The organism is Labrys sp. ALF-8, assembly GCF_059699065.1.
The window spans coordinates 1138178-1163179 of the sequence record NZ_AP048537.1 but is presented as its reverse complement, the minus strand read 5'-3'; the positions used below and the strand labels follow the sequence as shown (position 1 = coordinate 1163179).

Annotated in this window: 22 protein-coding genes and 1 pseudogene; 10 read left to right on the top strand and 13 right to left on the bottom strand. The window is 63.4% G+C overall.

The features are described 5' to 3' along the window. Positions 1-332 precede the first annotated feature (332 nt). The 9 genes and pseudogenes from AC6H34_RS05325 to AC6H34_RS05285 all read left to right on the top strand — a co-directional run bounded on the left by AC6H34_RS05325 (position 333) and on the right by AC6H34_RS05285 (position 8575). Entirely contained in the window at positions 333-899 is a 567-nt protein-coding gene (locus AC6H34_RS05325; RefSeq protein ID WP_497538121.1) for a cytochrome b, read from the top strand. Between the two features lie 205 nt (positions 900-1104). After that, positions 1105-1428, top strand: a complete 324-nt coding sequence (locus tag AC6H34_RS05320) for a nuclear transport factor 2-like protein (protein WP_448151001.1) — start codon at positions 1105-1107, stop codon at positions 1426-1428. Between the two features lie 222 nt (positions 1429-1650). Next, positions 1651-4062: a GcvT family protein gene (locus AC6H34_RS05315; RefSeq protein ID WP_497538120.1), complete on the top strand. Its 2412-nt coding sequence runs from the start codon at positions 1651-1653 to the stop codon at positions 4060-4062. Continuing rightward, positions 4059-5615: a trimethylamine methyltransferase family protein gene (locus AC6H34_RS05310; RefSeq protein ID WP_497538119.1), complete on the top strand. Its 1557-nt coding sequence runs from the start codon at positions 4059-4061 to the stop codon at positions 5613-5615. Before AC6H34_RS05315 ends, AC6H34_RS05310 begins: the two co-directional genes overlap by 4 nt. A gap of 125 nt (positions 5616-5740) precedes the next feature. Next, the gene (locus AC6H34_RS05305) at positions 5741-6337 is read left to right on the top strand and encodes a YceI family protein (protein WP_448151004.1); all 597 of its coding nucleotides are present in this window, start codon (positions 5741-5743) and stop codon (positions 6335-6337) included. Further along, positions 6334-6894 (top strand): cytochrome b, encoded by a 561-nt coding sequence (locus tag AC6H34_RS05300; RefSeq protein ID WP_448151005.1) that lies wholly within the window; start codon positions 6334-6336, stop codon positions 6892-6894. Before AC6H34_RS05305 ends, AC6H34_RS05300 begins: the two co-directional genes overlap by 4 nt. Positions 6895-7060: 166 nt before the next feature. Beyond that, positions 7061-7720 carry a nitrile hydratase subunit beta gene (gene nthB, locus AC6H34_RS05295; RefSeq protein WP_497538118.1) on the top strand — a complete coding sequence of 220 codons (660 nt, stop codon included), beginning with the start codon at positions 7061-7063 and terminating at the stop codon, positions 7718-7720. After that, positions 7689-7952: pseudogene (locus AC6H34_RS05290) on the top strand (nitrile hydratase accessory protein); the annotation flags it as partial. The gene nthB and the pseudogene AC6H34_RS05290, both read left to right, overlap by 32 nt. Next, positions 7952-8575 carry a DUF1287 domain-containing protein gene (locus AC6H34_RS05285; protein ID WP_497538117.1) on the top strand — a complete coding sequence of 208 codons (624 nt, stop codon included), beginning with the start codon at positions 7952-7954 and terminating at the stop codon, positions 8573-8575. The pseudogene AC6H34_RS05290 and the gene AC6H34_RS05285, both read left to right, overlap by 1 nt. A 125-nt stretch (positions 8576-8700) precedes the next feature. Here the strand turns inward: AC6H34_RS05285 and AC6H34_RS05280 are convergent, their stop codons facing one another. The 9 genes from AC6H34_RS05280 to AC6H34_RS05240 all read right to left on the bottom strand — a co-directional run bounded on the left by AC6H34_RS05280 (position 8701) and on the right by AC6H34_RS05240 (position 20532). Beyond that, a complete protein-coding gene (locus AC6H34_RS05280; protein WP_497538116.1) occupies positions 8701-10137 on the bottom strand; it encodes a homospermidine synthase in 1437 nt (478 codons plus the stop codon). A 262-nt stretch (positions 10138-10399) separates the two neighbouring features. Next, entirely contained in the window at positions 10400-10966 is a 567-nt protein-coding gene (locus AC6H34_RS05275) for a GNAT family N-acetyltransferase (RefSeq protein WP_497538115.1), read from the bottom strand. 156 nt (positions 10967-11122) lie between these two features. Further along, positions 11123-12253 carry a type III PLP-dependent enzyme gene (locus AC6H34_RS05270; RefSeq protein ID WP_497538114.1) on the bottom strand — a complete coding sequence of 377 codons (1131 nt, stop codon included), beginning with the start codon at positions 12251-12253 and terminating at the stop codon, positions 11123-11125. 786 nt (positions 12254-13039) lie between these two features. Beyond that, positions 13040-13588 (bottom strand): DUF2239 family protein, encoded by a 549-nt coding sequence (locus AC6H34_RS05265; protein ID WP_497538113.1) that lies wholly within the window; start codon positions 13586-13588, stop codon positions 13040-13042. 100 nt (positions 13589-13688) lie between these two features. Continuing rightward, positions 13689-14375, bottom strand: coding sequence for a DUF1523 family protein (locus AC6H34_RS05260; protein WP_497538112.1), 687 nt, complete (start codon positions 14373-14375; stop codon positions 13689-13691). A 233-nt stretch (positions 14376-14608) separates the two neighbouring features. Next, a complete protein-coding gene (locus AC6H34_RS05255) occupies positions 14609-15943 on the bottom strand; it encodes a DUF6638 family protein (RefSeq protein ID WP_497538111.1) in 1335 nt (444 codons plus the stop codon). Positions 15944-16106: 163 nt separating this feature from the next. Beyond that, the gene (locus AC6H34_RS05250) at positions 16107-18047 is read right to left on the bottom strand and encodes an AAA family ATPase (protein WP_497538110.1); all 1941 of its coding nucleotides are present in this window, start codon (positions 18045-18047) and stop codon (positions 16107-16109) included. A 92-nt stretch (positions 18048-18139) separates the two neighbouring features. Next, positions 18140-19282: a hypothetical protein gene (locus tag AC6H34_RS05245; RefSeq protein WP_448151016.1), complete on the bottom strand. Its 1143-nt coding sequence runs from the start codon at positions 19280-19282 to the stop codon at positions 18140-18142. 167 nt (positions 19283-19449) lie between these two features. Continuing rightward, a complete protein-coding gene (locus tag AC6H34_RS05240) occupies positions 19450-20532 on the bottom strand; it encodes a coiled-coil domain-containing protein (protein WP_448151017.1) in 1083 nt (360 codons plus the stop codon). Between the two features lie 277 nt (positions 20533-20809). On the opposite strand from AC6H34_RS05240, the gene AC6H34_RS05235 reads away from it, so the two are divergent. Beyond that, positions 20810-21232, top strand: a complete 423-nt coding sequence (locus AC6H34_RS05235; protein WP_497538109.1) for a hypothetical protein — start codon at positions 20810-20812, stop codon at positions 21230-21232. 27 nt (positions 21233-21259) lie between these two features. Here the strand turns inward: AC6H34_RS05235 and AC6H34_RS05230 are convergent, their stop codons facing one another. The 4 genes from AC6H34_RS05230 to AC6H34_RS05215 form a co-directional block, all read right to left on the bottom strand. Beyond that, positions 21260-21502, bottom strand: coding sequence for a hypothetical protein (locus AC6H34_RS05230; protein ID WP_497538108.1), 243 nt, complete (start codon positions 21500-21502; stop codon positions 21260-21262). 136 nt (positions 21503-21638) lie between these two features. Continuing rightward, positions 21639-22922, bottom strand: coding sequence for an HlyC/CorC family transporter (locus tag AC6H34_RS05225; RefSeq protein WP_448151020.1), 1284 nt, complete (start codon positions 22920-22922; stop codon positions 21639-21641). Between the two features lie 226 nt (positions 22923-23148). Next, positions 23149-24282: a 3-dehydroquinate synthase gene (gene aroB, locus AC6H34_RS05220; protein ID WP_497538107.1), complete on the bottom strand. Its 1134-nt coding sequence runs from the start codon at positions 24280-24282 to the stop codon at positions 23149-23151. Beyond that, positions 24279-24911, bottom strand: a complete 633-nt coding sequence (locus AC6H34_RS05215) for a shikimate kinase (RefSeq protein ID WP_497538106.1) — start codon at positions 24909-24911, stop codon at positions 24279-24281. The genes aroB and AC6H34_RS05215 overlap by 4 nt, the downstream gene beginning before the upstream one ends. Positions 24912-25002 lie beyond the last annotated feature (91 nt).

Genomic DNA, 25002 nt, shown 5'->3' with positions numbered 1-25002 from the left:
AAGCGGCGTTTCTACCTAGACGCGCTTTGCTCTAGACGTTTCTCACCTATGGGAGGCGGCGTTTCGGGACGGGTGTTCAGACCCGGCTCCCGCCTGAGTTTGTCTCGTGGCCGCCGGGTCGGAGCCCAATCCCCGGTGTCGACTGCCTTCGCCATACAACGTCTCGGAGCAATATGCCGAAATCGAGGTGTGGATTTTTGGCAAAGATCCTGCGGTAGGGTGCGGCCTTGGAGCGTGGCAGGTCCGGTTGCGATCCTGCCATTCTCACGTCCTGTTGATCGAATGGCCGCCTGACCGGGGTGTTCATGCGGCGCCATAGAGGAAAATTCCACGTGACAACCGATACCATCGCTTCCAGCCGCCCCCGATCCCGTTATGACGGACTCACGATCTCGCTGCATTGGCTCACCGCTCTTCTCGTCATCGCGCTCTTCGTCAGCATTGAACTGAGGGGTTTCCTCCCGCGCGGCATGGCCTTGCGCCATAGCCTGGAGTCGCTGCACATCTCGATGGGTATTCTTCTGGCGGCCGTGATGGCGGTGCGCATTCTCTGGAGGCTGGCTCGCCGATACGAACTCTCCTCAACCCTGCCCGTTTGGCAGGAGCGAGCCTCGTCCCTGATGCATCTGGCCCTCTATCTTCTGCTTGCCGCCCAGATCGCCCTGGGGTTCCTCTGGCGCTGGGCGCAGGCCGAGGAGTTCGATTTCTTCGGACTGTTCTCGATCCCTTCGATACCGGTCGATGCCGGCCTGCGCCCGCTGCTGGGCGATGCGCACAACATCGTCGCCTGGACCATCATCGGCCTCGCGGGCCTGCATGCGCTTGCGGCGCTTGTGCACCATTACGCGCTGAAGGACGGGGTGCTCCTGCGCATGATGCCCGGGCGTGAGAGTGCGTAGCACGGATCCGGCTGGGCGATGCCTTCATCCAAGGGCTCAGGAGGATGCGCCGATAGTACGGCCGCCAGGGCTGAATTCGGACATTAGGCCCGATACATGCGCGCGAGATATGCCCTGACGTCTCGCCTGCTGGATATGTCATTCTATCGCCTATTCCTGGGTGTCTTCTCCCGCGTTGGCGCAGCAATCCCTCTCGGAGTAAGCCATGACCGATTTGAGCAAGATCGCCGATCCCGCCGTGCGGGCCGCACTCGACGCTTTCCAGAAGGGCGACAAGGCGGGCTGGCTCGCGGCCTTCGCGTCCGATGCCGAACTGACCGACGACGGCAATCCGCGGAGCTTCTTCGGTTTCAGCAACGATGCCCTTGGCCATGAGCGCTTTACCAGCATCGACGAGGTGGAAGAGGGCGGCCTGTCTGTCACAGGCCAGTATCATTCGGACCAGTGGGGCAATTTCAGGACCTTCTTCAAGTTCCATGTCGGTGCCGGCGGCAAGTTCGAACGGCTCGATATCGGCCAGGCCGGGTAGGTCCATCCAGGCTGCGTCAGCGCCGCCACGAATAGGCGTGTCCCTCCTAATGGGCGTTTAGCTTTCTCCATTCTGTTGTCTAAAATCACATTGTGAGATGAACTTCCGTCTGGTTGACCAAGCGCCCCGTTCGTTCGGTCAACAAATCGTTGCGCGCGTCATCGTCGCGAAGTGCGGCATGATCGTGTATCAGGGCTCATTGCCGCAAAAGGGTTCCTGATAATGAAGACTGAGGTTCGCGCCGTCGTAATTGGCGGGGGTGTCGTCGGATGCTCCATCCTCTACCATCTCGCCAAGATCGGCTGGACCGACGTCGTGCTGCTCGACAAGGATCAACTCACCTCGGGATCGACCTGGCACGCGGCCGGCGGCATGCACACCTTCAACGGCGACGCCAACGTCTCCAAGCTGCAGAAATACACCATCGATCTCTATCGGGAGCTGGAAGCCCTTACCGGCCAGTCCTGTGGCATCCATGCCAATGGCGGCCTGATGCTGGCGGCCAACGAGGGGGAGATGGATTATCTGCGCCTCGTCGCCAGCCGCGCGCGCTATCTGGGCATGGAGACAGAGATCATCCCGGTGTCGGAGGCCAAGCGCCGCAACGTGTTGATCGAGGAGAAGTACTTCACCGGCGCGCTCTGGCGTTCCGATGGCGGCCATGTCGATCCGTGGGGTACCACGCACGCCTATGCGGCGGCTGCCCGCAAGCTCGGCGCGGAAATCTACCAGTACACCAAGGTCACCGGCCTGAAGCAGCGCCTCGACGGAACCTGGGACGTGACCACCGACAAGGGCACCATCCACGCCGAGCATGTGGTGAATGCCGGCGGGCTCTGGGCGCGCGAAGTCGGACGCATGGTCGGCATCGAGTTGCCGGTGCTCGCCATGGAACACCATTACATCGTCACCGAGGCCATTCCCGAGCTGGAAGGACTGGAACGCGAGATCATCAACACCACCGACTTCTCAGGCGAGATCTATGTGCGCCAGGAAGGCAAGGGAGCGCTTCTCGGCACCTACGAGCACAATTGCATTCCCTGGTCCGTCGACCATACGCCGGACGATTTCCATACCCAGCTCCTGCCCGACAATTTCGATCGCATCGCTCCCGAACTGGAGGTCGGCTTCGAGCACTTCCCCGCCGTCGGCCGGGCCGGCATCAAGAAGTCGATCAATGGCCCCTTTACCTTCGCGCCGGACGGCAATCCGCTGGTCGGCCCGGTCAAGGGCCTTCCGAATTTCTGGGTCGCCTGTGCCGTGATGGCGGGCTTCAGCCAGGGTGGAGGCATCGGCCTCACTCTCTCGCGCTGGATGGCGGAGGGCGACCCGGGAGCCGACATCATGGCGATGGACGTAGCGCGCTTCGGCATCTTCGCCACGCCGCGCTACACCAAGGCCAAGGTCATCGAGAACTATCGGCGCCGTTTCCGCCTTGCCTTCCCGAACGAGGAACTGCCGGATGCGCGCCCGCTGCGCCGTACGCCGATCTATGATCGCCTGAAAGAAGCCGGAGCGGTCTTCGGCGCCAATTTCGGCCTGGAGCATGCCCTCTGGTTCGCGCCCGAGGGCGTGGATCCGGTCGAGAACCCGACCTATCGCCGCTCGAATGCCTTTCCCCATGTAAGGGCGGAATGCCTGGCAGTGCGCGAGGCGGTCGGCATCTACGAGACGTCGAACTACGGCAAATACGAGATCGAGGGCAAGGGCGCGCGCGCCTGGCTCGACAGGCTGCTCGCCTGCAGGCTGCCCAAGCCGGGGCGCATGGCTATCGCGCCGATGCTGAACGAGGCGGGGCGCATCGTCGGCGACCTTTCCATCGCCTGCCTCGACATGGATCGCTATCTCCTGATCGGTTCGGGTTTCGCCGAGGCGTTCCACATGCGCTGGTTCTGGCTGCAGAAGCCGCCGGCCGACGTGCATGTGCGCTCAGCCGCTTCCACGCTCACGGGCTTTTCGGTGGCCGGTCCCAATGCGCGCGCGCTGATGCAGCGCCTGGTGCGCGAGGATCTCTCGCCCGACGCCTTCAAGCTCTTCGCAGTCAAGGAGACGGCGGTCGGCATGTCGCCGGTGATCTTCTCGCGTGCCGGCTTCACGGGCGAACTCGGATACGAAGTCTGGACCACGCCGGACTTCCAGGCGACTCTATACGACGAAATTTTCGATGCAGGCCGGGATCTCGGGCTCAGGCATTTCGGCGGCCGGGCGCTTTCGTCGCTGCGCCTCGAAAAGGCCTATGGCTCCTTCAACAAGGATTTCCGGCCCGACTATACGCCGGCCGAGACCGGCCTGGACCTCTTCATCGACTTCAAGAAGGAGGGTTTCAATGGCCGCGACGCTGCCCTGGCCGAGCGTGAGGGCGGGCCAAGGCGCCGTTTCGCCGTGCTGGAGGTCGATACCGATACGGAAGTGATCGGTTACGAACCGATCCTGAAGGCGGGCCAGGTCGTCGGCCACGTCACCTCGGGCGGATATGGCCACTATGTCGGCAAGAGCCTGGCCATCGGCTATGTGAAGTCGGAGCACTACGAGGATGGCGGGGAGTTCGCCATCGACATCTTCGGACAGGATCGCCCGGCCATCATCCGCAAGGCGCCGTTGCATGATCCGAACGGTGGAAGGCTGCGTGGATGAGCGACGAGAGGCCCGACCAGCAGCCTGCCGCCCGCGAGAGCGCCCATTCCCGCCGTCGGGAACGGGGCGTGCGCAATACCGGCGCCGCCACGCCGCCCATGCCGCGCCTCACAAATCGCTTCGCGCCACTCGACATCCTCTCGGCGGAGCAGGTGGAGCGCATCCTGGATGCCGCCTTCACCCTGCTCGAGACCGACGGCATGAAAATCATCAGCGCGCGTGCACGAGAGGCCTATCGCCGGCACGGCGCGCTCGTCGACGACGAGACGCAGATGGTGCGTATCGGCCGAGACATCGTCGAGGCCATGCTTGCCCTGGCGCCCTCGACTTTCATCCTGCATGCACGCAATCCCGAGCGGGACCTTCATGTCGGTGGCAACGTCGTCAATTTCGGTCCCGTCAACGGCGCTCCAAATGTGCGAGATCTCGAACGCGGGCGCCGCTACGGCGATCTGGAGGCTTTTCGGGACATCCTCAGGATCACCAACGGGCTCGGCCTGCTGCATTGGCAGGGCGGCGTGGTGGTGGAGCCGGTGGACATTGCCGTGCCGGTGCGCCATCTCGAGATGTACCGCGCCCATATCGAGCTATCGGACCTCGTCTGGGCGGCACGCGGTGTCGGTGGCGTGCAGGCCCGGGACGCCCTGGCGCTTTCCGCCATAGAACACCGGACCTCCGTGGAGGCGCTGGCCGAAAGGCCCACGCTGATGACGGTCACGAACGTCAATTCGCCGCGCGTAGTGGACGAAGAGATCATGGACTCGATCATGACCATGGCCGAGCATGGCCAGTGCGTGGTGATCACGCCCTTCACGCTGATGGGCGCCATGGCTCCGGTGACCCTGGCCGGTGCCCTCGTGCAGCAGACGGCGGAGGCCTGTGCCATCATCGCCCTCTGCCAGATGCTGCGCCCCGGCAGTCCCTGCGTGATGGGCGGCTTCACCTCCAACGTGGACATGAAGACGGGCTCGCCCGCGTTCGGCACGCCCGAATATGTCAATGCCTGTCTCGCCACGGCCCAACTCGGCCGTCGGCTCGGCGTGCCCGTGCGCACCAGCGCCGTGAACGCAAGTCCCGCGCCCGATGCGCAGGCGACCTGGGAGACCGGCTTCTCGCTCTGGGCCGCCATCATGAGCCACAGCCATCTGATCAACCATGCCGCCGGCTGGCTGGAAGGCGGATTGTCAGCGAGCCTCGAGAAGATCGTCATCGACGCCGAACTGCTGCGCGGCTGGGCGGAAATCCTGAAACCCGTCGAATTCGGCGACGACGAGATCGCCCTCGATGCCATCCGCGGCGTCAGCCCGGGCGGCCACTATTTCGGCTCACCCCATACGCTGGCGCGCTACGAGCACGCCTTCTACCGCCCGGTGCTCTCGGACTGGTCGAATTTCGAGAACTGGCGCGACGCGGGCGAACGCACCGCCACCGATCGCGCGCTCGACGTCTGGAAGAAGACCCGCGACAGCTACGGGCCCCCGCCGCTCGATCCGGCGGTAAGGGAGGCGGTGGACACCTATATTGCGAAGCGCCGGGAAGAGATCGGGGCGTAGGGGCTCTATCTCCCCGACTCCAGCCAGTTCGGGTGCGACCGAATAATCGAAGTGCTCGCGTGTTCACATTGTGAACCCGCATCGGCGGGCATCTGTTATATTATTCGGTATTGGAGGTTTCCGCCATGATCGGCCGGAACGCGATTTCGGGCGTGCGCCTTTTCACCGCCGCCCTCTCGGTGATGACACTTCTCGGTACCGCCCCCGCCAATTCGGCGGAGGCGCGCAACTGGCGCATCAATCCCTCGCGCACCTCGGTGGGCTTCGTGGTCGACGGCATTGGCTGGCCACGCACCAAGGGCCAGTTCCGCGATTTCGAAGGCAGGATCTCGATCAATTTCGACAACCCTGCCGCAAGCCATGTCTCCTTCAAGGTGGCTGCGAAATCGGTGGACGTCGGATCGCCCTCCTTTAATGATTATTTGCGCACCGATGCCTTCTTCGATGTCAGCCAGTATCCCACCATTTCCTTCTCCTCCACGAAGGTCGAGAAGGTCGACAGCAGCCATGCCAAAGTCACCGGCGATCTTACCATCCGCGGCATCACCCGTCCGATCACCATCGATGTCGCCCTTGACAAGCCGGCCGACAGTTCGAGTTCGCGCGTCGGCTTCCGCGCCACCGGCGTGATCAAGCGTCTCGCCTTCAACATGAGCGCGGGCTTTCCGGCGATCAGCAACGATGTCGACCTGATCGTCACCACGGAGGCACAGGCGCAATGACCTTATCTGCCAACCCGCGCCACCGCTGGAGCGGCGTGGGCCAGGCGCTGCACTGGCTTTGCGCCGCCCTGATCCTGTTCATGCTCGGACTGGGGCTGTACATGGTGGAGTGGGTCGACGATCCCGCCCGCAAGTTCGATCTCTACCAGCTGCACAAGACCACCGGCGCCTTCGTCTTCCTGCTCATGGCCATCCGCGCGCTCTGGCGCCTGTTCACCGTGGCTCCAGCACTCCCGCAGACCATGCCGCGGCATGAACAGATACTCAGCCGGATCGTGCATCTCCTGCTCTATGGGCTGATATTCGGTGTTCTCATAGCCGGCTATGTCTATGTTTCTGCCTCGACCCTGCCGCTGCCGATCGAACTGCCGGGCGGCTATCACGTACCGAATCTGGTGGCGCCCGATTATGCGCTTTCGGAGACCATGAAAGTGCTGCACCACCGCCTGGCCTTTGTGCTGATGGCGCTCGTGGGCCTGCATATCCTGGCCGCGCTGAAGCACAGGCTCTGGGACCGGGACGAGGTGCTGCAGAGCATGCTTCCGGGAAGAGGATAGCCTGGACCGCGGACGCGACATCCACAGGCGCTCGCTCCATAGCGTGAGGCATAGGCCCGGAGTGGCGGTCTCCGGCCGCCATCTTCGCAAGCGGTGCGTCTCCGGCGGCTTTGCCATCTTCTCCACCCCTTGCTAAAGCTGCGTATCGTTTTCGGCGGAGTCTCCCATGAACGGTGCGCAGGATCTCGGCGGGATGATGGGCTTCGGGCCTATCGCGCCGGAGAAGGACGAGCCTTTTTTCCATGCTCCCTGGGAGAAGCGTGCGATGGCGGTGACGCTGGCCATGGGCGCTACCGGTTCCTGGCCTCTCGATGCCGGTCGCTTTGCCCGCGAGAGTCTCCCGCCCGCCGAATATCTTTCCTCGTCCTACTACGAGATCTGGATCAAGGCCCTGATGCGGTTACTGCTTGCCAAGGGCATGGTCAGCGAGGAGGAACTGGACAGAGGCGAGGCGATCGAAACAGCCAGGCCTGTGAAGCGCGTCATCAAGGCTGCCGAGGTGCCGGCGGCGCTGCTCGCGGGCACGCGATGCGACCGGCCGGTGACACGGCCGGCGCGGTTCGCGGCCGGCGATCCCGTGCGGGCGCGCAACGAGCACAAGCTCACCCATACGCGCCTGCCTCGCTATGCGCGCGGCCATGTCGGCACCATCGTGGAGGCGCACACCGCGTTCGTGCTACCGGACACGAACGCTCATGGCGAGGGTGAGAATCCCGAATGGCTCTATACGGTCCGGTTCGCCGGTACCGAGCTCTGGGGCTCGAAGGCCGATCCGACGCTGACGGTCATGCTTGATCTATGGGAGAGCTATCTTGACCCCGCTTGACGCCATTCCCTCCGTCCCGCGCGACCGTGGCGAACCCGTATTCCGCGAACCCTGGGAAGCGCGAGCCTTCGCAATGGCCGTTTCGCTGCATGAAAAAGGCGTGTTTACCTGGCCGGAATGGGCCCAGGCCCTGGCCGCGGAACTCGCGGCGGCGCCGGCCGACGACGGCTCGCACTATTACGAGCACTGGCTGTCGGCTCTGGAGAAACTGGCGGTGCGCAAAGGGCTGGCGTGAACTTCCTCTCTCGGCGTGCGGTGCTGCAGGTCGGTCTCGCGTCCCTTGCTGCAGCGCTGCCGGTGGCCGCCACTGCCGAGACACCGAAGCCCGATTGGAGCCTGAAACTGGTCGAAGCCGCTCGAAGCCAGATCGGCGTTACCCTTCTCTACGATCCCGCCTATGTCGGCATCGCCTATCCAGGCGGCGACGTTCCGGCGGAAAGGGGCGTGTGCTCCGATGTGGTGATCAGGGCCGATCGAACAGCCTTTGGGCTGGACCTGCAGAAGCTTGTGCACGAGGACAAGAGGGCGAATTTCGCTGCCTATCCGAAGACGTGGGGCATGAGGCGGGCGGATACGAACATCGACCATCGCCGGGTGCTCAATCTTGCGGCCTATTTCCGCCGCCGCGGGGCGGCTCTTTCCGTCAGCGAGGATCTCGTCGACTACCGGCCCGGCGATCTGGTGACGCAGATACTGCCCGGCAAGCTCCCTCATATCGCCGTGGTCTCGTTGGCGATGTCCGACGAGGTACAGGGGCGGCCATTGATGATTCACAATATCGGTGAGGGCGTGAGGGAGGAAGATACCCTGTCTGCCTTCGAACGGACCGGGCATTTCAGGTTTGTGCCCCGGTAGCTCGGACGTCCCGTCCGCCCTCCCGGTGCCCTGGGGCGTAAAGAAAAAGGCGGGACATGCGCCCCGCCTGATTCCAAAGGCGATAGGGGTCATGCGCGGACCAGTGCCCGCGCCCCCGCGAAAACTCAGCGCACCAGAATGTTCCTGAACTGCCAGGGATCGGATGTGTCGATGTCCTCCGGGAAGAAGCCGGGGCGGCCGTCGAGCGGTGTCCAATCCGTATAGTAGCCCTTCACCGGACCGAGATACGGCCGTTGCACTTCGAGGCAGCGACGGAAATCCATCTCGTCGGCCTCGACGATGCCGGCTTCCGGGTTCTCCAGGGCCCAGACCATGCCGGCGAGCACGGCCGAGGTCACCTGCATGCCGGTGGCGTTCTGGTAAGGGGCAAGCCTGCGGGTCTCCTCGACCGTGAGCTGGGAGCCGTACCAGTAGGCGTTCTTGCCATGGCCATAGAGCAGCACGCCGAGTTCGTCCGCGCCGTCCTCGATCTCCCTTTCATCGAGAATGACGAACTGGTCCTGCGCCTTGCCGGCGGCACCGAACATTTCGTGCAGCGAGAGCACGGCGTCGTTGGCCGGATGGTAGGCGTAGTGGCAGGTCGGACGATAGACCGCTTCGCCGTTCTCGCGCACCGTCAGATAGTCGGCGATCGAGATCGCCTCGTTGTGGGTAACGAGGAAGCCGTATTGCGGACCGGGTGTCGGGCACCAGGTGCGCACGCGGGTATTGGCGCCGGGCTGCAGCAGGTAGATCGCAGCGCCGCAGCCTTCCTTGTGGGTGCGTCCGGTTTCGGGCATCCAGGTCTCGTGGGTGCCCCAGCCGAGTTCCGCCGGCTGCAGGCCCTCGGAGATGAAGCCTTCCACCGACCAGGTGTTGACGAACACGCCGCGCGGCTTGGGGTGCTTGGCGCGCTGGGTGTCGCGCTCGGCGATGTGGATACCCTTGACGCCGATCTTGTGGGCCAGCGCGGCCCATTCCTCTCGGCTCTTCGGATCGAGCGTGCCATGGCCGGTGGCCTCGGCGACGTCGAGCAGGGCTTGCTTGACGAACCACGAGACCATGCCGGGATTGGCACCGCAGCAGGAGACGGCCGTCGCCCCGCCCGGGTTCCGGCGCTTGGCGGCCAGCATGCTCTCACGCAGGGCATAGTTGGTGCGCGCCTCCGGACCGGCATTCTTGTCGAAATAGAAGCCGAGCCAGGGCTCGACCACGGTGTCGATGTAGAGCGCGCCGAGGCTGCGGCAGAACTCCATGATGTCGACGGAAGACGTGTCGACCGAGAGGTTGACGCAGAAGCCCTGGCCGCCGCCATTGGTCAACAGGGGCTGAAGCAGCGTCTTGTAGTTGTCCCGGGTCACCGCTTCCTGAATGAAACGGTAGCCACGCTCCTCGATGATCTTGAGATCGGCGGGGAGGGGGTGCGGATCGACGATGACGAGGCGGCTCTTGTCGAAGGTGAAATGGCGTTCGATCAGCGGCAGCACGCCGCGTCCGATCGAGCCGAAGCCGATCATCACAATGGGACCGGAAATCTTACCGTAGACAGGCCACTCAGCCATGATACCTCCAAAATGGTTGACCCCCCAGCGTTTAGGGCGCGTGGGAGGAAGCTGCAAGTTTTTGTAGCGGGAGTGTGAAGGGGAGATGACATCGGGACAACGCAGGTGGCAGCGCGGACGTCTTCATGGGATCGCAGGTATCCTTGCCCTGCCTCTTGAAGCGATGTCATCAAACGAGAAGGGCGACCCCTTGGGGCCGCCCTTCTCAAATCCTGGATCGCCGAGGTTCAAGAGCAGGCGCGGATGCCTGCGATCCCAGGGATCACGCCGCGAACTTCCATCTCGTGTCGTTGGCGGCCTTGGCCACGAGCGCGGCGAAATCCGGCGTCTCCACCAGTTCGCCGGTGGCGTTCACGAGGCCGGCGGCGCCGACCAGGCCATCCGGCACAAGTTCCAGCCCGAGGAAGCGGTTGCGTTCCACGGGGCCGGGCAGCCACAGGCGCTCGGTCAGGTCGGTCGAGAAGCCGAAGCGGCTGTAGTAAGGCGCATCGCCCACCAGCAGGATCGCCTTGTGGCCGAGATGCTGGGCATGGCCGATGGCATGCCACATCATGCGTGCGCCGAGGCCTTCGCTGCGGCGCTCCGCATCGACGGCAAGCGGGCCGAGCAGCAGCGCGGCACGGCCGGGGCCGGCCGAGATGTTCCACAGGCGCAGCGTACCGATCAGCTTGCCGTCGTCGACGGCCGAGAAGGCCAGCCCCTTGGCAGGCAGGCGGTCTTCGCGCAGGCGCTCGCAGGTCTTGGCAAAGCGCGACGGCCCGAAAGCTGCATCGAGCAGCTTCTCGCGGGCATCGACATGGGACAGGGCTTCCTGGACAATACGGATCATGGCCGTGGCTCCTTGGAGGCTAGAGCGACAGCCCTCGCACCGATGAACGGCCGTTCGGGACGATGATGTTTCCGGGTGCACGGGCATCCTGCCCGCTCTTGGAAACGGCGACGTCGGAAAAGGGAGAACGGGCAGGATGCCCGTGCACCCGGAGCGTCAGATCACTACCGAAGCCAGCGGCGGAAAGCCGTTGAAGCCCACGGTGGAGTAGGTGGTGGTGTAGGCCCCGCAGGCCTCGATCAGCACCTTGTCGCCGATCGACAGGCTCACCGGCAGGTCGTAGGGGACCTTCTCGTAGAGCACGTCGACCGAGTCGCAGGTCGGTCCGGCCAGGACGCAGGGCGCCTTGGCGTCGCCGTCCCGCTCGGTGCGGATCGGATAGCGGATGGCCTCGTCCATGGTCTCGGCGAGGCCATGGAACTTGCCGATGTCGAGATAGACCCAGCGGATCTCGTCCGTTTCGGCCTTCTTCGACACCAGCACCACCTCGGCCTCGATCATGCCGGCATCGCCGACCATGCCGCGGCCCGGCTCGATGATGGTCTCGGGCAACTGGTTGCCGAAATGGCGGCGGAGCGAGTTGAAGATCGCATCGCCATAAGCTGGCACGCCAGGCATGGCGCGCAGATACTTGGCCGGGAAGCCGCCACCCATGTTGACCATCGACAGCGTGATGCCACGCTCGGCGAGCTCGCGGAAGATACCTGCGGCGGTCGCCAGCGCGCTGTCCCAGGCCTGGACGTTGCCCTGCTGCGAGCCGACATGGAACGACACGCCATAGGCGACGAGACCAAGGGACTGGGCGTGCTCCAGCACGGCCGGAGCCATGGAGGGGGCGCAGCCGAACTTCTTCGACAGCGGCCACTCGGCGCCCGCACCGTCGCACAGGATACGGCAGAACACGCGCGAACCGGGAGCGGCACGGGCGATCTTCTCGACCTCGGCCTCGCAATCCACCGCGAAGAGGCGCACGCCGAGCTGATGGGCACGGGCGATGTCGCGCTCCTTCTTGATGGTGTTGCCGAAGGAGATGCGGTCGGCCGTGGCGCCGGTCGCCATGGCCTGCTCGATCTCCACCACCGAGGCACAGTCGAAGGACGAGCCGAGGCGGGCCAGGAGGTCGAGAATCTCAGGAGCTGGATTGGCCTTCACGGCGTAGAAGACGCGAGTGTCGGGCAGCGCATGAGCGAACGCCTGATAGTTCCGCTCGACCACGTCGAGATCGACGACGAGGCGAGGGCCTTCGGCGGGGGTGGTGCGCAGATAGTCGCGGATGCGGTCGGTCATGGTGGGTTCCCCCAATCCTAAAGGTGTCACGGACCGGAACGTCGACAGGACCGCCACGGGGTGGAAACGTGGTTGGGCCGTGAAGACGCGCCGCCCACCGCCGGTCAGGCCTTATGCACGAAGCATGTGGCCTCACCGCGACGGGATGCATATCGCCACGCAACGGAATAACCCGCTGCATGGTTGGAACTGCCTTGGATTGGATCGGGAAACCCGGTCCGCACGCCTGGCAAGGAGAAACAAGCCTCTTCAGTCGCTGGCTCTGGACACCAGCCGAGACCAAAAAAGCCCGCTTCGTCGTTGCTTCAAGCTGCGTCCCCCGCGGAGTACGGGGTTCACCGGTCGCCTCCGGCTGCCGATCGTTGTTCGGGATTCGATGGCTACGACACTTAGTGCCAAACCACCTCAAGGGACCACTGCCGCGATCCCTAGTCCATCCCTGGCGACCGTCCAGCCTCTTGTCTGGATGTCCACCGACCGACACGCGGCCACAGGCACGTGCGAAATTGGGCAAGCGCGGAGATAGGGTTTATGGGCGTCACATGCAAGGAAAAAAATCGGGGTGGGATCAAAAAATTCAGGGATGCGTAAAAATTGAAATTCGCGTGGCCGGAGAAGGAGTTGCGCAGGGTTCGCGAGATGCGTTTTTCCGGGGCTGGCGGCTGTAAGGCGTTTGCCCCGGGAATTGGTGTATTTCGCCTTCAGACCCACGTGTCAGGACTTGCGAAACGCGTGGGGATCGATGGCTCGCACGGGAAAATCGTCTCGACCTGGAGGTCCTTTGCCTCAAAAGCCCGGCTCGGCCAGCTTGTGCGCATGCTCGCGAACATCCTGCGGCCAGGCTTCGATCAACGTGCCGAACTTCGTCCTGTCTCCCGCGAACAACGCGCGGCTGGCTTCCTCGAAATTCGGTTCGTCGCCCGCCATCGCACTCATGAAGCGGTAGGCCGATTCGCGAGCGTCACGGATGCGATCCTTCTCTTCGGAGGCGTGGCGCGCCTCGTCCACGAGCTTGCGCAATGCCACGGATGCGCCGCCCGGTTGGGCTGCCAGCCAGTCCCAATGGCGGGGAAGCAGCGTGACCTCGCGGGCGATGACGCCGAGCTTGGGCCGGCCAGGCCCTCGGGGAGGATCGATGGCGGTGTACCGGGCGCGGATCTCGGCCGGCGTGCCCCGCAGGTCGAGATCGACCGCGTGGCTGCTGGCGCGGTCGAAGACGAAGATGGAGGCAGCCTCGCCGCTGTCCTGGGCCTGCCGGATAGCGACCGCCACGCTAGCTGTGTCACCTTCGGCCAGACGGCGCGGGCCGGCAAAGGCGATGAGGGTGTGTGTCATTGAGATCATCCTGTGCTGATACACAAGATATACCCGGATAAAATGTTGCCGTCAATATTATCCGGGTTAAATTTATTCGGCGCTGGAAGCGATGAACTACCTATTTGTATTTGCGCTGGTTCTTCGGCTTCCACGTATCCAGCCAGCGCCGGATGCGGGCCATTAAGCCGTTCGCGCGGGTTGAAACCGCCACAGCATGATCGTCGACCGCGTCGGCCGCAGCGCTCATGCGGTCCTCTATGCGGTCGAACACCGGGTCGAGGCGTTCTCGCTTGAAACGGCGCAGACGGAAATAAAGCCAGAGCAGCAGGATCGCGAGGCCCCCGAACACGAAGATGCGCAGCCAGGGAATGACATATTCATCGGCACCGCTTGCCTCGCGGATCGAAAGAACATTCGGGAACATGGTGAGATAGGTGATGCGCCAGCCATAGCTCTTGATCACCACCCATTTTGGATTGTCCGTGTTGGACTGGAAGGCCTGCGCGGCGGCCATCAGGTTGCCGGAGTCGAACTTGTAGTACCAGGGAAAGCCCCAGTCCGTGTCCTCGTTGCGGAACACGCGCAGGGCGCCGCTGGGATAGACCGTGTTGATGAAGCGCACGTCGCGGGTGTTCGTCGCCTGCAGGCCGGGTTGCTCCGAGTCGAAGTAGCCGGAAGAGTCGAGGCGCTTGGTGTCGGTGCCGACGATGCGCACCACGTCGTAACGCGGCAGATATTGGTCGAGCCAGCAGGCGCCGGTGAAGAGCACCAGGGCGATCACGAACCATTTCAGCAGGCGCAGCATGCTAACTCCCGGATCTTGGACGTTCTTGCAGGGACGCGACGCCTGTTCCCTCCAGGAAGGAGTAAAAATTGCGGCACCTGCTCACGACTACCTAGAGCGTTTTGTATTTTGACGGAATCGGCAAAACGCAAAGACGCGTCGAAAAACAAAGAGCCGGAGCAAAGCGGCGTTTCTACCTAAACGCGCTTTGCTCTAGTGGACCGGCGCGGCGTTTCCAAGACGGCGCCGCCGTTCTATCGCGGTACCGCGCCCCACGGACCCGCCGCCGGCGCTTCCTCGGCCTCAGGAGTGCCGTCGCCGAACAGTTCCTCCCAGGCATCGTCGTCCCTCAGCGCCTCGTCGCGTGACAGGAACTCGACCACGTAATCCTGCTTGCGCTCGCTCCAGCCCTGATAGGCATTGTAGAAAGCCGGCTTGTTGCACAGGAAGAGCTGGCGGATGTCGAGGGGGGTGAATTCGGACAGGATCTGATTGACGAGGTCGCGGTCGGGTTGCTGCGCAGCACGATAGAGATAGAAACAACCGGGTTCCGCCGGTCCTGGCAGGCGCCTCGGCTTGATGCCTTCCTCGGCCGCGCGCAGCGCCTGGGCGATGACGTCGAACTCCGGCGGCAGCTCCCGTATGTGGCGCAGGGCGATGCGGCGCAGATCCGGCCTGCTGAGCCGAGCCAGCTCCGTCGGCGCGTCGGGCTGGTCGGCAAGGGCGTTGACCAGCATGAAATCGAGCCTTTGTCGCAGCAGACCCTTCACGTCGAGATCGGCCGCTTCGAAGATCGGGGTGATCAGCCCGTTGAGCTGCAGGAAATGCCAGACATCCACGGGATTGGCCAGGTTTTTGGTCTCGACACCGTCGATCTTTGGAAAGCCCGCCGCCACGTCCCGATAGAGCATCGCGGGGTAGGGGATATCGCGGAAGAGATAGAGCCCGCCGAAATAATTGGTATAGAAATTGCCCTGCTTGTAGCTGGTCCTGGCAAGATGAACGGGATTCCTGCCGATGTCGCCGACCCGCCCGGCGAGGCGGATCATCTCGTCGATCTCGGCATCGTCCTGCCAGACATCCTCGCCCGTGCGGAACGCCTCGATCAGGCGCGCGAGCTTGTCCGCGTCGCCGAGCCGGTCGGTCGCCGTGTTGGCTTCCACTTCCACCGAGCGCAGTTCCAGGAGGTCCGCGGGCGTCTTGATGCGCCACATGGAATGAACGAGTTCCCCGAGCACCGCCTCGCGTACCGTGAGCGCCATCAGCTCTTTCGAATTGTCCTGGAAGAAATTGCGCAGCACCGAACGCATCGTGGAGAACTGAGCGTTCAGCAGCGGTGCTCTCAACTGGTCCAGGCTCAGCAGGATGAACATCCTGTTGCAGCCCTCGGGGTTGAGATAGCGGATGTCGTCGAGTTCGTCGCCGATCTCGGGCGAGAAGCCGGAGAGGTCGATATGGAATTCTTCCAGCGCTGTCCGCTTGCCGATCAGCTTCTCCAGCGCGGCGTTGTAGCGCGATACCATCGTCGGCGAGGAGACCTCGATGAGATTGCCGAACATCAGCCCGGCTTCGATCAGGCGTTTCATCATAGCAATGGCCTTGACGAGGCTGGTGCGGGAAATCCGGAGGGGCGATTTCCCGGTCGGCATTCTTGGAAGCGATGTTCATCTCGCGGGGAAGGATATCGATCGGGTGATCGACGCCACGTGTTGACGGCGCTTCTCCTGGCAGGCGTCATCCGGCTGATAACCATCATGCGCGCTGCTCCAGATAGCGCTTCTTGGCCTCTTCCATGCGATTCATGTCCCGCACCGCATTGTCGATTGCCGCTTCGTCCGACTTGTCGGCATAGCGGAATTCGCTGTCGGCGTAGCGGTTGATCTCCTGGATCACCATGTCGATGGTGATGGGGCGGGCCAATTCCGAGATCATGCCAAGCTTGGCGGGATAGTCCTTCGCGAGGAAGAGCTCGGGCTTTTCCATCCATTCGTCCGGCAGCTCGAAATCCATCGCGCGCACCTTGATGGCGTCGGTGATGTTCTTGATGGCGCGGCCGGTGAAGCGCTCGTCGGCTTCCTGGATGGCCTTGAGATAGGTGCCGAGCTTGGCGATGGTATCGAGAGCGCCGATCCTGCCCTGCACCGCCTCGAACACCTTCTTCAGCCCATCCTCCCGCGGGCGAGAATGGGCATCGTAGGAGGCGGCCACCGCCTTCCTGATTTCCTGCGCAGCAAAGAGATCATGGTCTCCCAATGGGATGGAATGCCGTTTGCCGAGCAGCAGGGAGAGCAGGTCGATATAATCCTCCCGTGACTGCGGACCGTCGACCAGGAAGCGTGCGCCCGCTCGCTGGCGCAGGGCGTCGTCGACGTTCTCGGGAAAGTTCGAGAACATCCCGAAGGTGCAGTTGCCCCTCACCACCGTGTTTGCGCCGGCGAAGCTCTCCATCAGCACCGCCGTGATCTCGAGCTGTCCCGCCGATGACTGCCTGTCGCCGCGCTTGCCGGCGAGTTGGTCGATATCGTCGATGGTTCCGAAACCGATCACGGCAGGATCAGTAATCTCGCGGATGAAGGCCTTGGCATTCTGGGCCGACTTGCCCTGGTAGCTGTCGATGCTCTCCGTCGACAGATTGGCATAGCGCAACGGGTAGGAGGCATTGCGGCAATAGTCGTTGAGAAGCCCCGCCATCATCTGTATCAGGGTGGTCTTGCCGGTGCCCGGCTTGCCGTCGCCCATGAAGGTGAAGATGAAGCCGCCGAGTTCGGCGAAAGGATTGAGCCGCCGCTCGAAATCGTAGGCCATCAGCATCTTGGCCAGCTTCATCGACTGATATTTGGCGATGTGGTTGCCCACGACCTCCGTCGGCTTCTTGAAGGCCATGGTGAGCGTGGTGGATCGCTTGTGCGTGGCAGGCGAAAAGCCGTTGATCTCGAAATCGTCGGCTTCGATGCGATAGGCAGCGCCGGTGAAGGCTTCGAGGCGCGGGGCGTTGGCGGCCCGCACGCTCACTGCCTCCATCAGTTTCTCGCTCCAAGCCATCAGCGTCGGTACGAGGCGCGCGGGCTCGGTCATCAGGCCGAGGATGCCGTCCAGTTCCCAGAGTGCGCCCTGCAAGGCGAGAGGAGGATTGTCGGTCAGGATCTCATCGAGTTCGGCGATCTCCGCCTGACCTTCCCCTGCCTGCGAGGACAGGAGGAAGGCTAGCATGTTGGCTGTCACATGAAGACCGATCAGGGAGGCGGCGGCCAGCAGTTCGGAGAATTCCGTGCGCCGCGCGGGATCGAGACGCCCTTCGCGATTGTCGCGCTTGAGCTGGCCGAGAGCCGTGCGCTCCTCGTAAAGTTCGCAGATTGCCATGGAAGCGGCCAGTGCCCGTCGCAGGGCCTGCAGCACGGCCGCCTGGGCCGGGCTCATCAAGGCATCGCCCGGATCACCCTGCGCTATGCGGGCGAGGAGCCGGACACCGTCCTGTGCCGCGCTGGAGCGGGCCGTGAGCCCCGGCGTCGTCGCGCGGAAAAGGCGTCCGCTGGCGGTGGAAATGCCGGGCGAACGCTCTGCCGCAGCCGCGGCGGCCCGAGGCTTGGCGATACGCGGAGCATGCTCCAAATGCTCCATCATCGCGAAGGCGGCCGGATAGTGAGCCCGGATCGCCGCTTCTCGAACTTCCATCAGATTGAGCGATGCGGTCATGTGGCTTCTGCCCCGAGGTAGGGAATGGGATAGGATGCTTCATTGTGATGGGGCGGGCGCCGCACGGCCTGTCCAGGGAGTTGCTTCATGCCCTACAGCCCCGTCAGCAGCGAGCCGTTTTCGCCCACCACATATTTGCGCACGTCGCGGAAGCCGGGCGGGTCCCGGTCGACAAGCACCTGGTAGGGCAGCACGGGCAGGATCAGCGAGCGCTCGAGCCGGGTCACGCCGGCCTCGGCGGCGGCAGGCTGGTATTGGTCGAGATCGAAGATCTCGCGTTCGACGCTCGACAGGAAGCCCGACGGCACCGTCTCGCTGCGCGTGGAAACCAGCGTCTCGGTGGTCCAACTCAAGGCCCAGTCGCTTTCCTCGGTGCGTGACACCTCGGCGAGGATCTCGCGCAGAGGCCCGGTCTGCTCGGTGAAGGCATGCGAGTACATCGGGCCTACATGGATGCGGCGCAGGAGCTTGGGGTGGAGATTGGCGAAATCGACATCGAAGCCCCGCGCGATGGTCAGGAGCTTGAGACTGGAGAGGGACTGGGCCATCAGATGCGCCTGCACCTGCGGCCAGCGCATCTGGTCTTCGTTGAGGACGGTATAGCCGCTGTCCTCCACCACGAGGATATAGATGACCGGCAAGCTGAGCTGGCTATCGTAGACCGCCCAATGGATGAGATAGCGGCGGCGCCCGTTACGGGGACTGCCCAGCATGATGAGCTGGGGGTGGTTCTGGGCGAAGAACAGACCGCGCGACTTCAGGGTCTCGTAGTAGATCCGCTGGCTCATCGCATATTGCAGGTTGGAGGGCTTGGCGCGCTCGGAGAGGATATAGGCGATCATCTCCTCCTTCAGCCGGGCCGCGTCCGGCTGATTGGCGAGGTGGCGTTCGACCTGGGCAAGATCGTTGGCCATCATCAGGACTTCCTGGAAGACGGGGAAGCCGCTTTCCGAGCGGTCGATTGCCAGCGTGAGCGGCAGTGTGCTGACGCGACCGGCCATCAGGTGTTTCACGCTCAGCGCCGTAAAGGTCTTGGCCAGACGCTGGAGATAATTCTCGATCAGGTCGAGTTGCAGCTTGCCGAAATCATCGCCGCCCGACTTGCTGTCGTTGCCGAGCCCCGCCTGGCTGGCGATCTCGCGCAGGTGCCCGATGATGCGCGAGAACTTGGCGAAATAGCGCTTCATCGCCAGTGGATCGGGCAGGGTAGCGTGGTCGTCGCCAGGATAGGTCAAGGAGGGCCTCGGGGAATGTCATCCCGGATGCATCCTCACAAGCTTCGCTTGCAAGTGGCGACGCGCAGTGCCGCTTCGCATCCGGGACTGTTCTCGGGATCACGCGGGTGGCGGTACCGTGGCTGCATCGCATCGCCAGGCGCTGCGATGCACACGGAACGACTTCGTTACTCTCCGCCTCCATAAAGGTTCTTGTCGTGCTTTTCGACGATCTTGGCAAAGCGGCGGGCAAAGCGTTCGTCGGATTTCGCCTTTTCTTCCAGGACCTTGCGAGCGAAGACCATGTGGTCCTCGTGCTTTTCCATCATCTCGGCCATGCGCTGGTTGGTAGCCGAGCCGATGGCGGCCATGGCGGCCTGGGCTTCCTGGTCCGTCTTGACGCCGATCTCGTTGATGCGATGGGCGACGTCCTGCTGCTGAGCCGTCTTCAGCGACTTGGTGAGAGCGTCGTAGAGCACCACGCGCTGCTTGGTGTCGGTCTGCAGCTTGTTGATGAGCACCATCTGCGTCGCGGCCTGGTTCTGCAGGCTGTCGACCCAGCTCTTGCCCTGCTCGATGTAGCGCTCCAGCGTCTGCGACTTGGCGAGTTTGACCTGCTCGTCCTGGACGAGATTGTTGTAGGCGGCGTTGGTCTGCGCCAGTTCGGTTTCGAGCCTGGTGCGGGCAGTGGCGTCCTGCTCCATCGAGATCTTGTTCTCGAGGTCGATGATCTTTGGATCCATCCCCATTACCTGGGAGCGGATCCTTTCCAGGTCCGCCACCGTGGTCTCACGGTCGGACAGGGTGCCGGACAGATTCTTCTCGACGCGGCTCTTATGGTCGTTGAGCACGTTGAGCTGGCCCTGCAGCAGGTTGACGATGATGTCGGACTTGGCGATCAGGTCCTGCAGCTTGTCGTCGATGGAGGCGGCACGCATGCGCTCCTCGCGCATCGAATCGGACTTGGCCTTGGAGAACACGCCGACGAAGCTTTCCCAGCCGGATTTCTCGCGCATGGCGTCGAAATCCTTGGAAAAACCAGCAGTGACGTCGTCGAGGCCCATGATGAGCTCGGCGATATTGGCATTCATGGCATTGGAGTGGGCATGCACGTCGTCGAGTGTGGCGTTCTGGATGTCGATCGAGATATCCTGGCCCTGCTCCATCTTGGCCTGTGCAGTCTCAATCCTGGCGCTGACCTCGGCAATCCTGGCCTGTGCGGCCTTGATTTCTTCCTCGGCGTTCTTGATCGCGGCATCGAACTCGGCCATTCAGCGCTCCCCTTTGGGCTGGACCCATTTCATCTTGCAAAATCAAATAGGGTAAGTCGGGAAAAGTTTAAAGACAGGCGGCGGGCGGGTCGGTTCGTCATGTGACATAGGACACATGCCGTGCCGGCCAAGACCTACCGGAAGCCTCGTGATCAGGAGCAATATGCCTACAGGTCGAACCGCTCGCCCAGCGTGACATGGAGAAATCACCGGCATTTGCGATGCATGGCGTTTCAGTTCGAAAGCGCGGCGGGCTAGTCGGAAACCGGAGACTGGAATGATCTATGCGATCAAGGCCGACATTCGCGATCCCGACGCGCAGGAATTCGTCCTTACGTCGCAAAAGACGATGTATGGCGGCAAGAACATCGCCCCGGGCGATAGGGTCTTCGTGTTTGCCAGCGAGAATGAAGGCGGGCAGGGGCTCGTCGCCCGTGGCGTCGTCACTTCCGCAGAGGCGATCACCAGAAGGCCGGGCATCGTCCGGCAGACGCCACGTGTGAGCATCACCATCCGGCGCACCGAGCTCGTGCAGCGGCCGCTTGGCCGAGCCATGCTCAAGCCCTTTGCCGATTGGAGCGACGGACGCCCCGAAACCGAGCTCAACTTCAAATTCTATCGCCAGGCCACGAACAAGATCGTCGGCCTCTCCGAAGCGGCGGCAGCATTCCTCGACGCCTTCTTCCCGCGCGCTCCATAATCGCCTCCCACGATTCCGGCCCGACGCTCAGGATGGCTTGTGATCCGAGGTTTCGGGAGGGGCCGGCGTCCCGTCGATCGGCTGAACGGTGATCTCGGCGTCTTTCAGGTCGCGCTCATGCTCTGCCGCCCATTCTTCAGCCGCGGGCAGGGGCAGCGTGATGTCCAGGCCGACAACGTCATTTTCATGATCTTCCTCGTCCTTCCCTTCGTCCTCGAAGGTTATGGCGACGATGCCCATGGTTTGGTCGACAGGCTTTTCCCTGGTCATGCAGATCTCTCCACCTCAAATCGGCAGTGGACTTACCAACGCGCGACCATGGATTTCGTTGCACTGGGGCGCCTCCCCATCCTGACAGGTGGAAAGCTAGACGTCACCTCGTCCTTTCGGGCACGGCCCGACCCGCCTAGGCGTCGGTCGCTTCACCGGTGACGGGCGTGATCCGAAGAGAGGCGATGCGGTTCTTCTGCTTCCTCAGCACCTGAAATCGATAACCGTAGAAGGTGAAGGTCTGTCCCGCATCCGGGATGGTGCGCGCCTCATGGATGACGAGGCCGGCAATGGTGGTGGCTTCCTCGTCGGGCAGGTTCCAGTCCATGGCGCGGTTGAGGTCGCGGATGGGTACGGAACCGTCGACATTCACGGCGCCATCGGCCTGGGGGCGCACCCCGCTTACGACGACATCGTGCTCGTCGGAGATGTCACCGACGATCTCCTCGATGATGTCCTCCAGCGTGACGATGCCGAGCACCGAGCCGTATTCGTCGACGACAAAGGCAAAATGCATCTTCTTGCGCCGGAACGAGCGCAACTGGTCGACGAGCGAGGTGGTATCGGGCACGAACCAGGCCGGCAGGGCGATCTCCTCAAGATCGAGCTTGCTGGGATCGTTGCCGGCGGCGTCGAGGGCGCGCAGGAGATCCTTGGCATGCAGCACGCCGATGATGTTCTCGGGCGTATCCTTCCATACGGGAATGCGGGTATAGGGCGCGGCCAGCACGCTCTGGACGATCTGGCCCGGCTCCTCGTCGATGTCCACCGAGAGCATGTGGGTACGGTGAACCATGATGTCGCCGACCGTCAGCTCCTGCAGGTCGATCAGGCCGCCGAACATGTCGCGGTCGGTCTTCTCAACCGAGCCCTCCTTGTGCAGGAGGTCGACGGTGCCGCGCAGCTCGTCCGCTGCCGAGAGCAGCGAGGTATGTTCACCGATGCGCAGGCCGAACAGCAGAAGGATGCCGCGCACCAGCCAGCCGAGCGCCGAGGTGATCGGCGAGAACACCATCACCACGAAGCGCACCGGCCAGGCAACGGCCAGAGAAAAGCGCTCGGGGAAGTTGATGGCGATGGTCTTGGGCAGGATCTCGACGAAGATGATCGTCAGCACCGAGATCACGATGGTGGCGTAGAAGATGCCGACGTCGCCGAAAATGTCGAGCAGGATTCCCGTCGTCAGAGCGGCCGCGGCCGTGTTGACGATGCTGGTGCCGACAAGGAGCGAACCGATCATCGCCTCGCGGATATCCAGGAGCCGGTTCACCGCCTTGGCCGCACGGTTGCCGTTCTTCTCCAGAGACAGGAGGCGAGCGCGGGACGCAGCCGTCAGGGCCGTTTCGGAACCCGCGAAGAAGAAGCCCGCCAGCAGCAGCAGGAAGACGATGAAGATGGAGAACCAGGTCTCGGCCGGCATGGGTCTACGTAGTCTTGGGAGGCGGGAAGGAAGCAGCAATCCTTCCCCATCTGCAGGGAAGGTGGGCCGGCGGAGCCGGAACGAAAGGAGCAGGCTGGCGCGGTTCGGCAGGAAACGGGCACGATCCGGTCATGATAGCCCGTCCGTCATTTCCGCGAAATGACACCATCCCCGCATTCGGGGAAGGATTGGCCGTGCCCTTCCAGGACAGGTCGACGCTCATTTCCTAAGCGCTCACCTTCTGTGCGTCGGCCAGCTTCTCTTCGAGAAAGCCTGTCACGGCGGCCGGGTCGACGTCGTTGGCGATGAAGCTCTCGCCGATGCCGCGCGTGAGGATGAAGGTGAGCTTGCCGCGCTTGACCTTCTTGTCCTGCGTGATGGCGTTCATCAGTTCCGCTGCCGTGCCGACCCCGCCCGGCACCTGGTCGATGCGGGTCGGCAAGCCGGCCTGTGCAAGATGGCCGGCGACGCGAGAGGGCGTTTCCTGCGAGCAAAGGCCGAGGCGAGCGGAAAATTCATGCGCGAGGACCATGCCGATCGCGACACCTTCGCCGTGGACGAGGCGCTGCGAATTGTAGCCCGTCAGCGCTTCGAGGGCATGGCCGAAGGTGTGGCCGAGATTGAGCAGGGCGCGCTCGCCCGTCTCGGTCTCGTCGCGCGCCACGATGCCGGCCTTGGAGCGGCATGACACGGCGATGGCTTCCTCGCGCGCCTTGCCCCCCGCCATCACGTCCGCCCAGTTTCGTTCCAGCCAGTGGAAGAAGGGTGCATCGTTGATGAGGCCGTATTTGGCGACCTCGGCATATCCGGCGCGGAACTCGCGCTTCGAGAGCGTATCGAGCACGCTGGTGTCGGCCAGCACCAGGCTCGGCTGGTGGAAGGCGCCGACGAGGTTCTTGCCATGTCGCGAATTGATGCCGGTCTTGCCCCCAACGGAGGAGTCGACCTGGGCAAGCAGGCTCGTTGGAATCTGGATGAAGCGCATTCCGCGCCGGATGACCGCCGCCGCGAAGCCCGCGAGATCGCCGATCACGCCGCCTCCAAAGGCAATGACGAAGTCACCCCTTTCCACCCTTGTCGCGAGGAGGCCGTCGCAGACCTCCGCGAAGGTGGCGTAGCTCTTTGAGGCCTCGCCCGGTTTCACCATGACGGCCTGGTGACCGAGCCCTGCCTTGTCGAGGCTGGCGGCGAGCGTGGCCAGATGGAGTGCGGCGACATTCTCGTCGGTGACGATGGCCAGCCTTGCCTGTGGAGCGATGGCGGCAATGCGGGGGCCGGCCTCGGCCAGCAGCCCGGGGCCGATGGCGATCTCGTAGGAGCGCGCTCCCAGCACCACGGGAACGATGATCGGCGTGCTCATGCGAGAGAATCCGGCTTGCAGGTGTTCGAGGCTTCGGCCTTCAGATAGGTATCGAGCGCTGAGATCACGTCTTCCAGCACCGTTTCATGCGCCACATCTCGCGACAGGACGGTGACATCCGCCTGCGCGTAGGTGGGATAACGCGCTTCGATCAGCTTCTTCAGCGTTCCCTCCGGGTCCGGCGTCTGCAGCAGCGGTCGCGTCGGCTTGCGGCGCACGCGGCGCATCAGCACGTCGAACTCTGCCTTCAGCCAGATCGAGACGCCGCGTTCGGCGATCAGCGCGCGGGTCTGCTCGTTCATATAGGCGCCGCCGCCCGTCGCCAGCACGATCGGCTCCTCGCAGGAGAGGAGGCGGGCGATGACGCGGCGCTCCTTGTCGCGGAAGAAAGTCTCGCCGTCGCTGGCGAAAATCTCCGAAATGGTCTTCTTGGCCGCTTCCTCGATCTCGGCATCGGCGTCGCGGAATTCCAGCCCGAGCCGGCCCGCCAGGCGCTTGCCCACGGCACTCTTGCCGGCTCCCATCATGCCTACCAGCACGATCGACCGACCCGCGAGGGACTCGGCCATTTTCTTTTCGCGCTCGGCCGGGGCAAGGGATGTCGCAGCGCCGCCCATTTCGTCCTGCATCAACAAAGTCATATTTCTATTGGACCGGAGATGGGCCGGGACGCAAGGGTTTCCCACGTTTCATTCGTTGTATGCGCTGCCGGCCGGCCAT

Coding starts and splice junctions, on each gene's coding strand:
- nthB (WP_497538118.1), top strand. CDS start 7,061: ATGAACGGTGCGCAGGATCTCGGCGGGATGATGGGCTTCGGGCCTATC.
- AC6H34_RS05225 (WP_448151020.1), bottom strand. CDS start 22,922: ATGCCGGCCGAGACCTGGTTCTCCATCTTCATCGTCTTCCTGCTGCTG.
- AC6H34_RS05280 (WP_497538116.1), bottom strand. CDS start 10,137: ATGGCTGAGTGGCCTGTCTACGGTAAGATTTCCGGTCCCATTGTGATG.
- AC6H34_RS05315 (WP_497538120.1), top strand. CDS start 1,651: ATGAAGACTGAGGTTCGCGCCGTCGTAATTGGCGGGGGTGTCGTCGGA.
- AC6H34_RS05235 (WP_497538109.1), top strand. CDS start 20,810: ATGATCTATGCGATCAAGGCCGACATTCGCGATCCCGACGCGCAGGAA.
- AC6H34_RS05215 (WP_497538106.1), bottom strand. CDS start 24,911: ATGCAGGACGAAATGGGCGGCGCTGCGACATCCCTTGCCCCGGCCGAG.
- AC6H34_RS05310 (WP_497538119.1), top strand. CDS start 4,059: ATGAGCGACGAGAGGCCCGACCAGCAGCCTGCCGCCCGCGAGAGCGCC.
- AC6H34_RS05320 (WP_448151001.1), top strand. CDS start 1,105: ATGACCGATTTGAGCAAGATCGCCGATCCCGCCGTGCGGGCCGCACTC.
- AC6H34_RS05230 (WP_497538108.1), bottom strand. CDS start 21,502: ATGACCAGGGAAAAGCCTGTCGACCAAACCATGGGCATCGTCGCCATA.
- AC6H34_RS05260 (WP_497538112.1), bottom strand. CDS start 14,375: ATGCTGCGCCTGCTGAAATGGTTCGTGATCGCCCTGGTGCTCTTCACC.
- AC6H34_RS05275 (WP_497538115.1), bottom strand. CDS start 10,966: ATGATCCGTATTGTCCAGGAAGCCCTGTCCCATGTCGATGCCCGCGAG.
- AC6H34_RS05250 (WP_497538110.1), bottom strand. CDS start 18,047: ATGACCGCATCGCTCAATCTGATGGAAGTTCGAGAAGCGGCGATCCGG.
- AC6H34_RS05265 (WP_497538113.1), bottom strand. CDS start 13,588: ATGACACACACCCTCATCGCCTTTGCCGGCCCGCGCCGTCTGGCCGAA.
- AC6H34_RS05305 (WP_448151004.1), top strand. CDS start 5,741: ATGATCGGCCGGAACGCGATTTCGGGCGTGCGCCTTTTCACCGCCGCC.
- AC6H34_RS05270 (WP_497538114.1), bottom strand. CDS start 12,253: ATGACCGACCGCATCCGCGACTATCTGCGCACCACCCCCGCCGAAGGC.
- AC6H34_RS05255 (WP_497538111.1), bottom strand. CDS start 15,943: ATGATGAAACGCCTGATCGAAGCCGGGCTGATGTTCGGCAATCTCATC.
- aroB (WP_497538107.1), bottom strand. CDS start 24,282: ATGAGCACGCCGATCATCGTTCCCGTGGTGCTGGGAGCGCGCTCCTAC.
- AC6H34_RS05300 (WP_448151005.1), top strand. CDS start 6,334: ATGACCTTATCTGCCAACCCGCGCCACCGCTGGAGCGGCGTGGGCCAG.
- AC6H34_RS05240 (WP_448151017.1), bottom strand. CDS start 20,532: ATGGCCGAGTTCGATGCCGCGATCAAGAACGCCGAGGAAGAAATCAAG.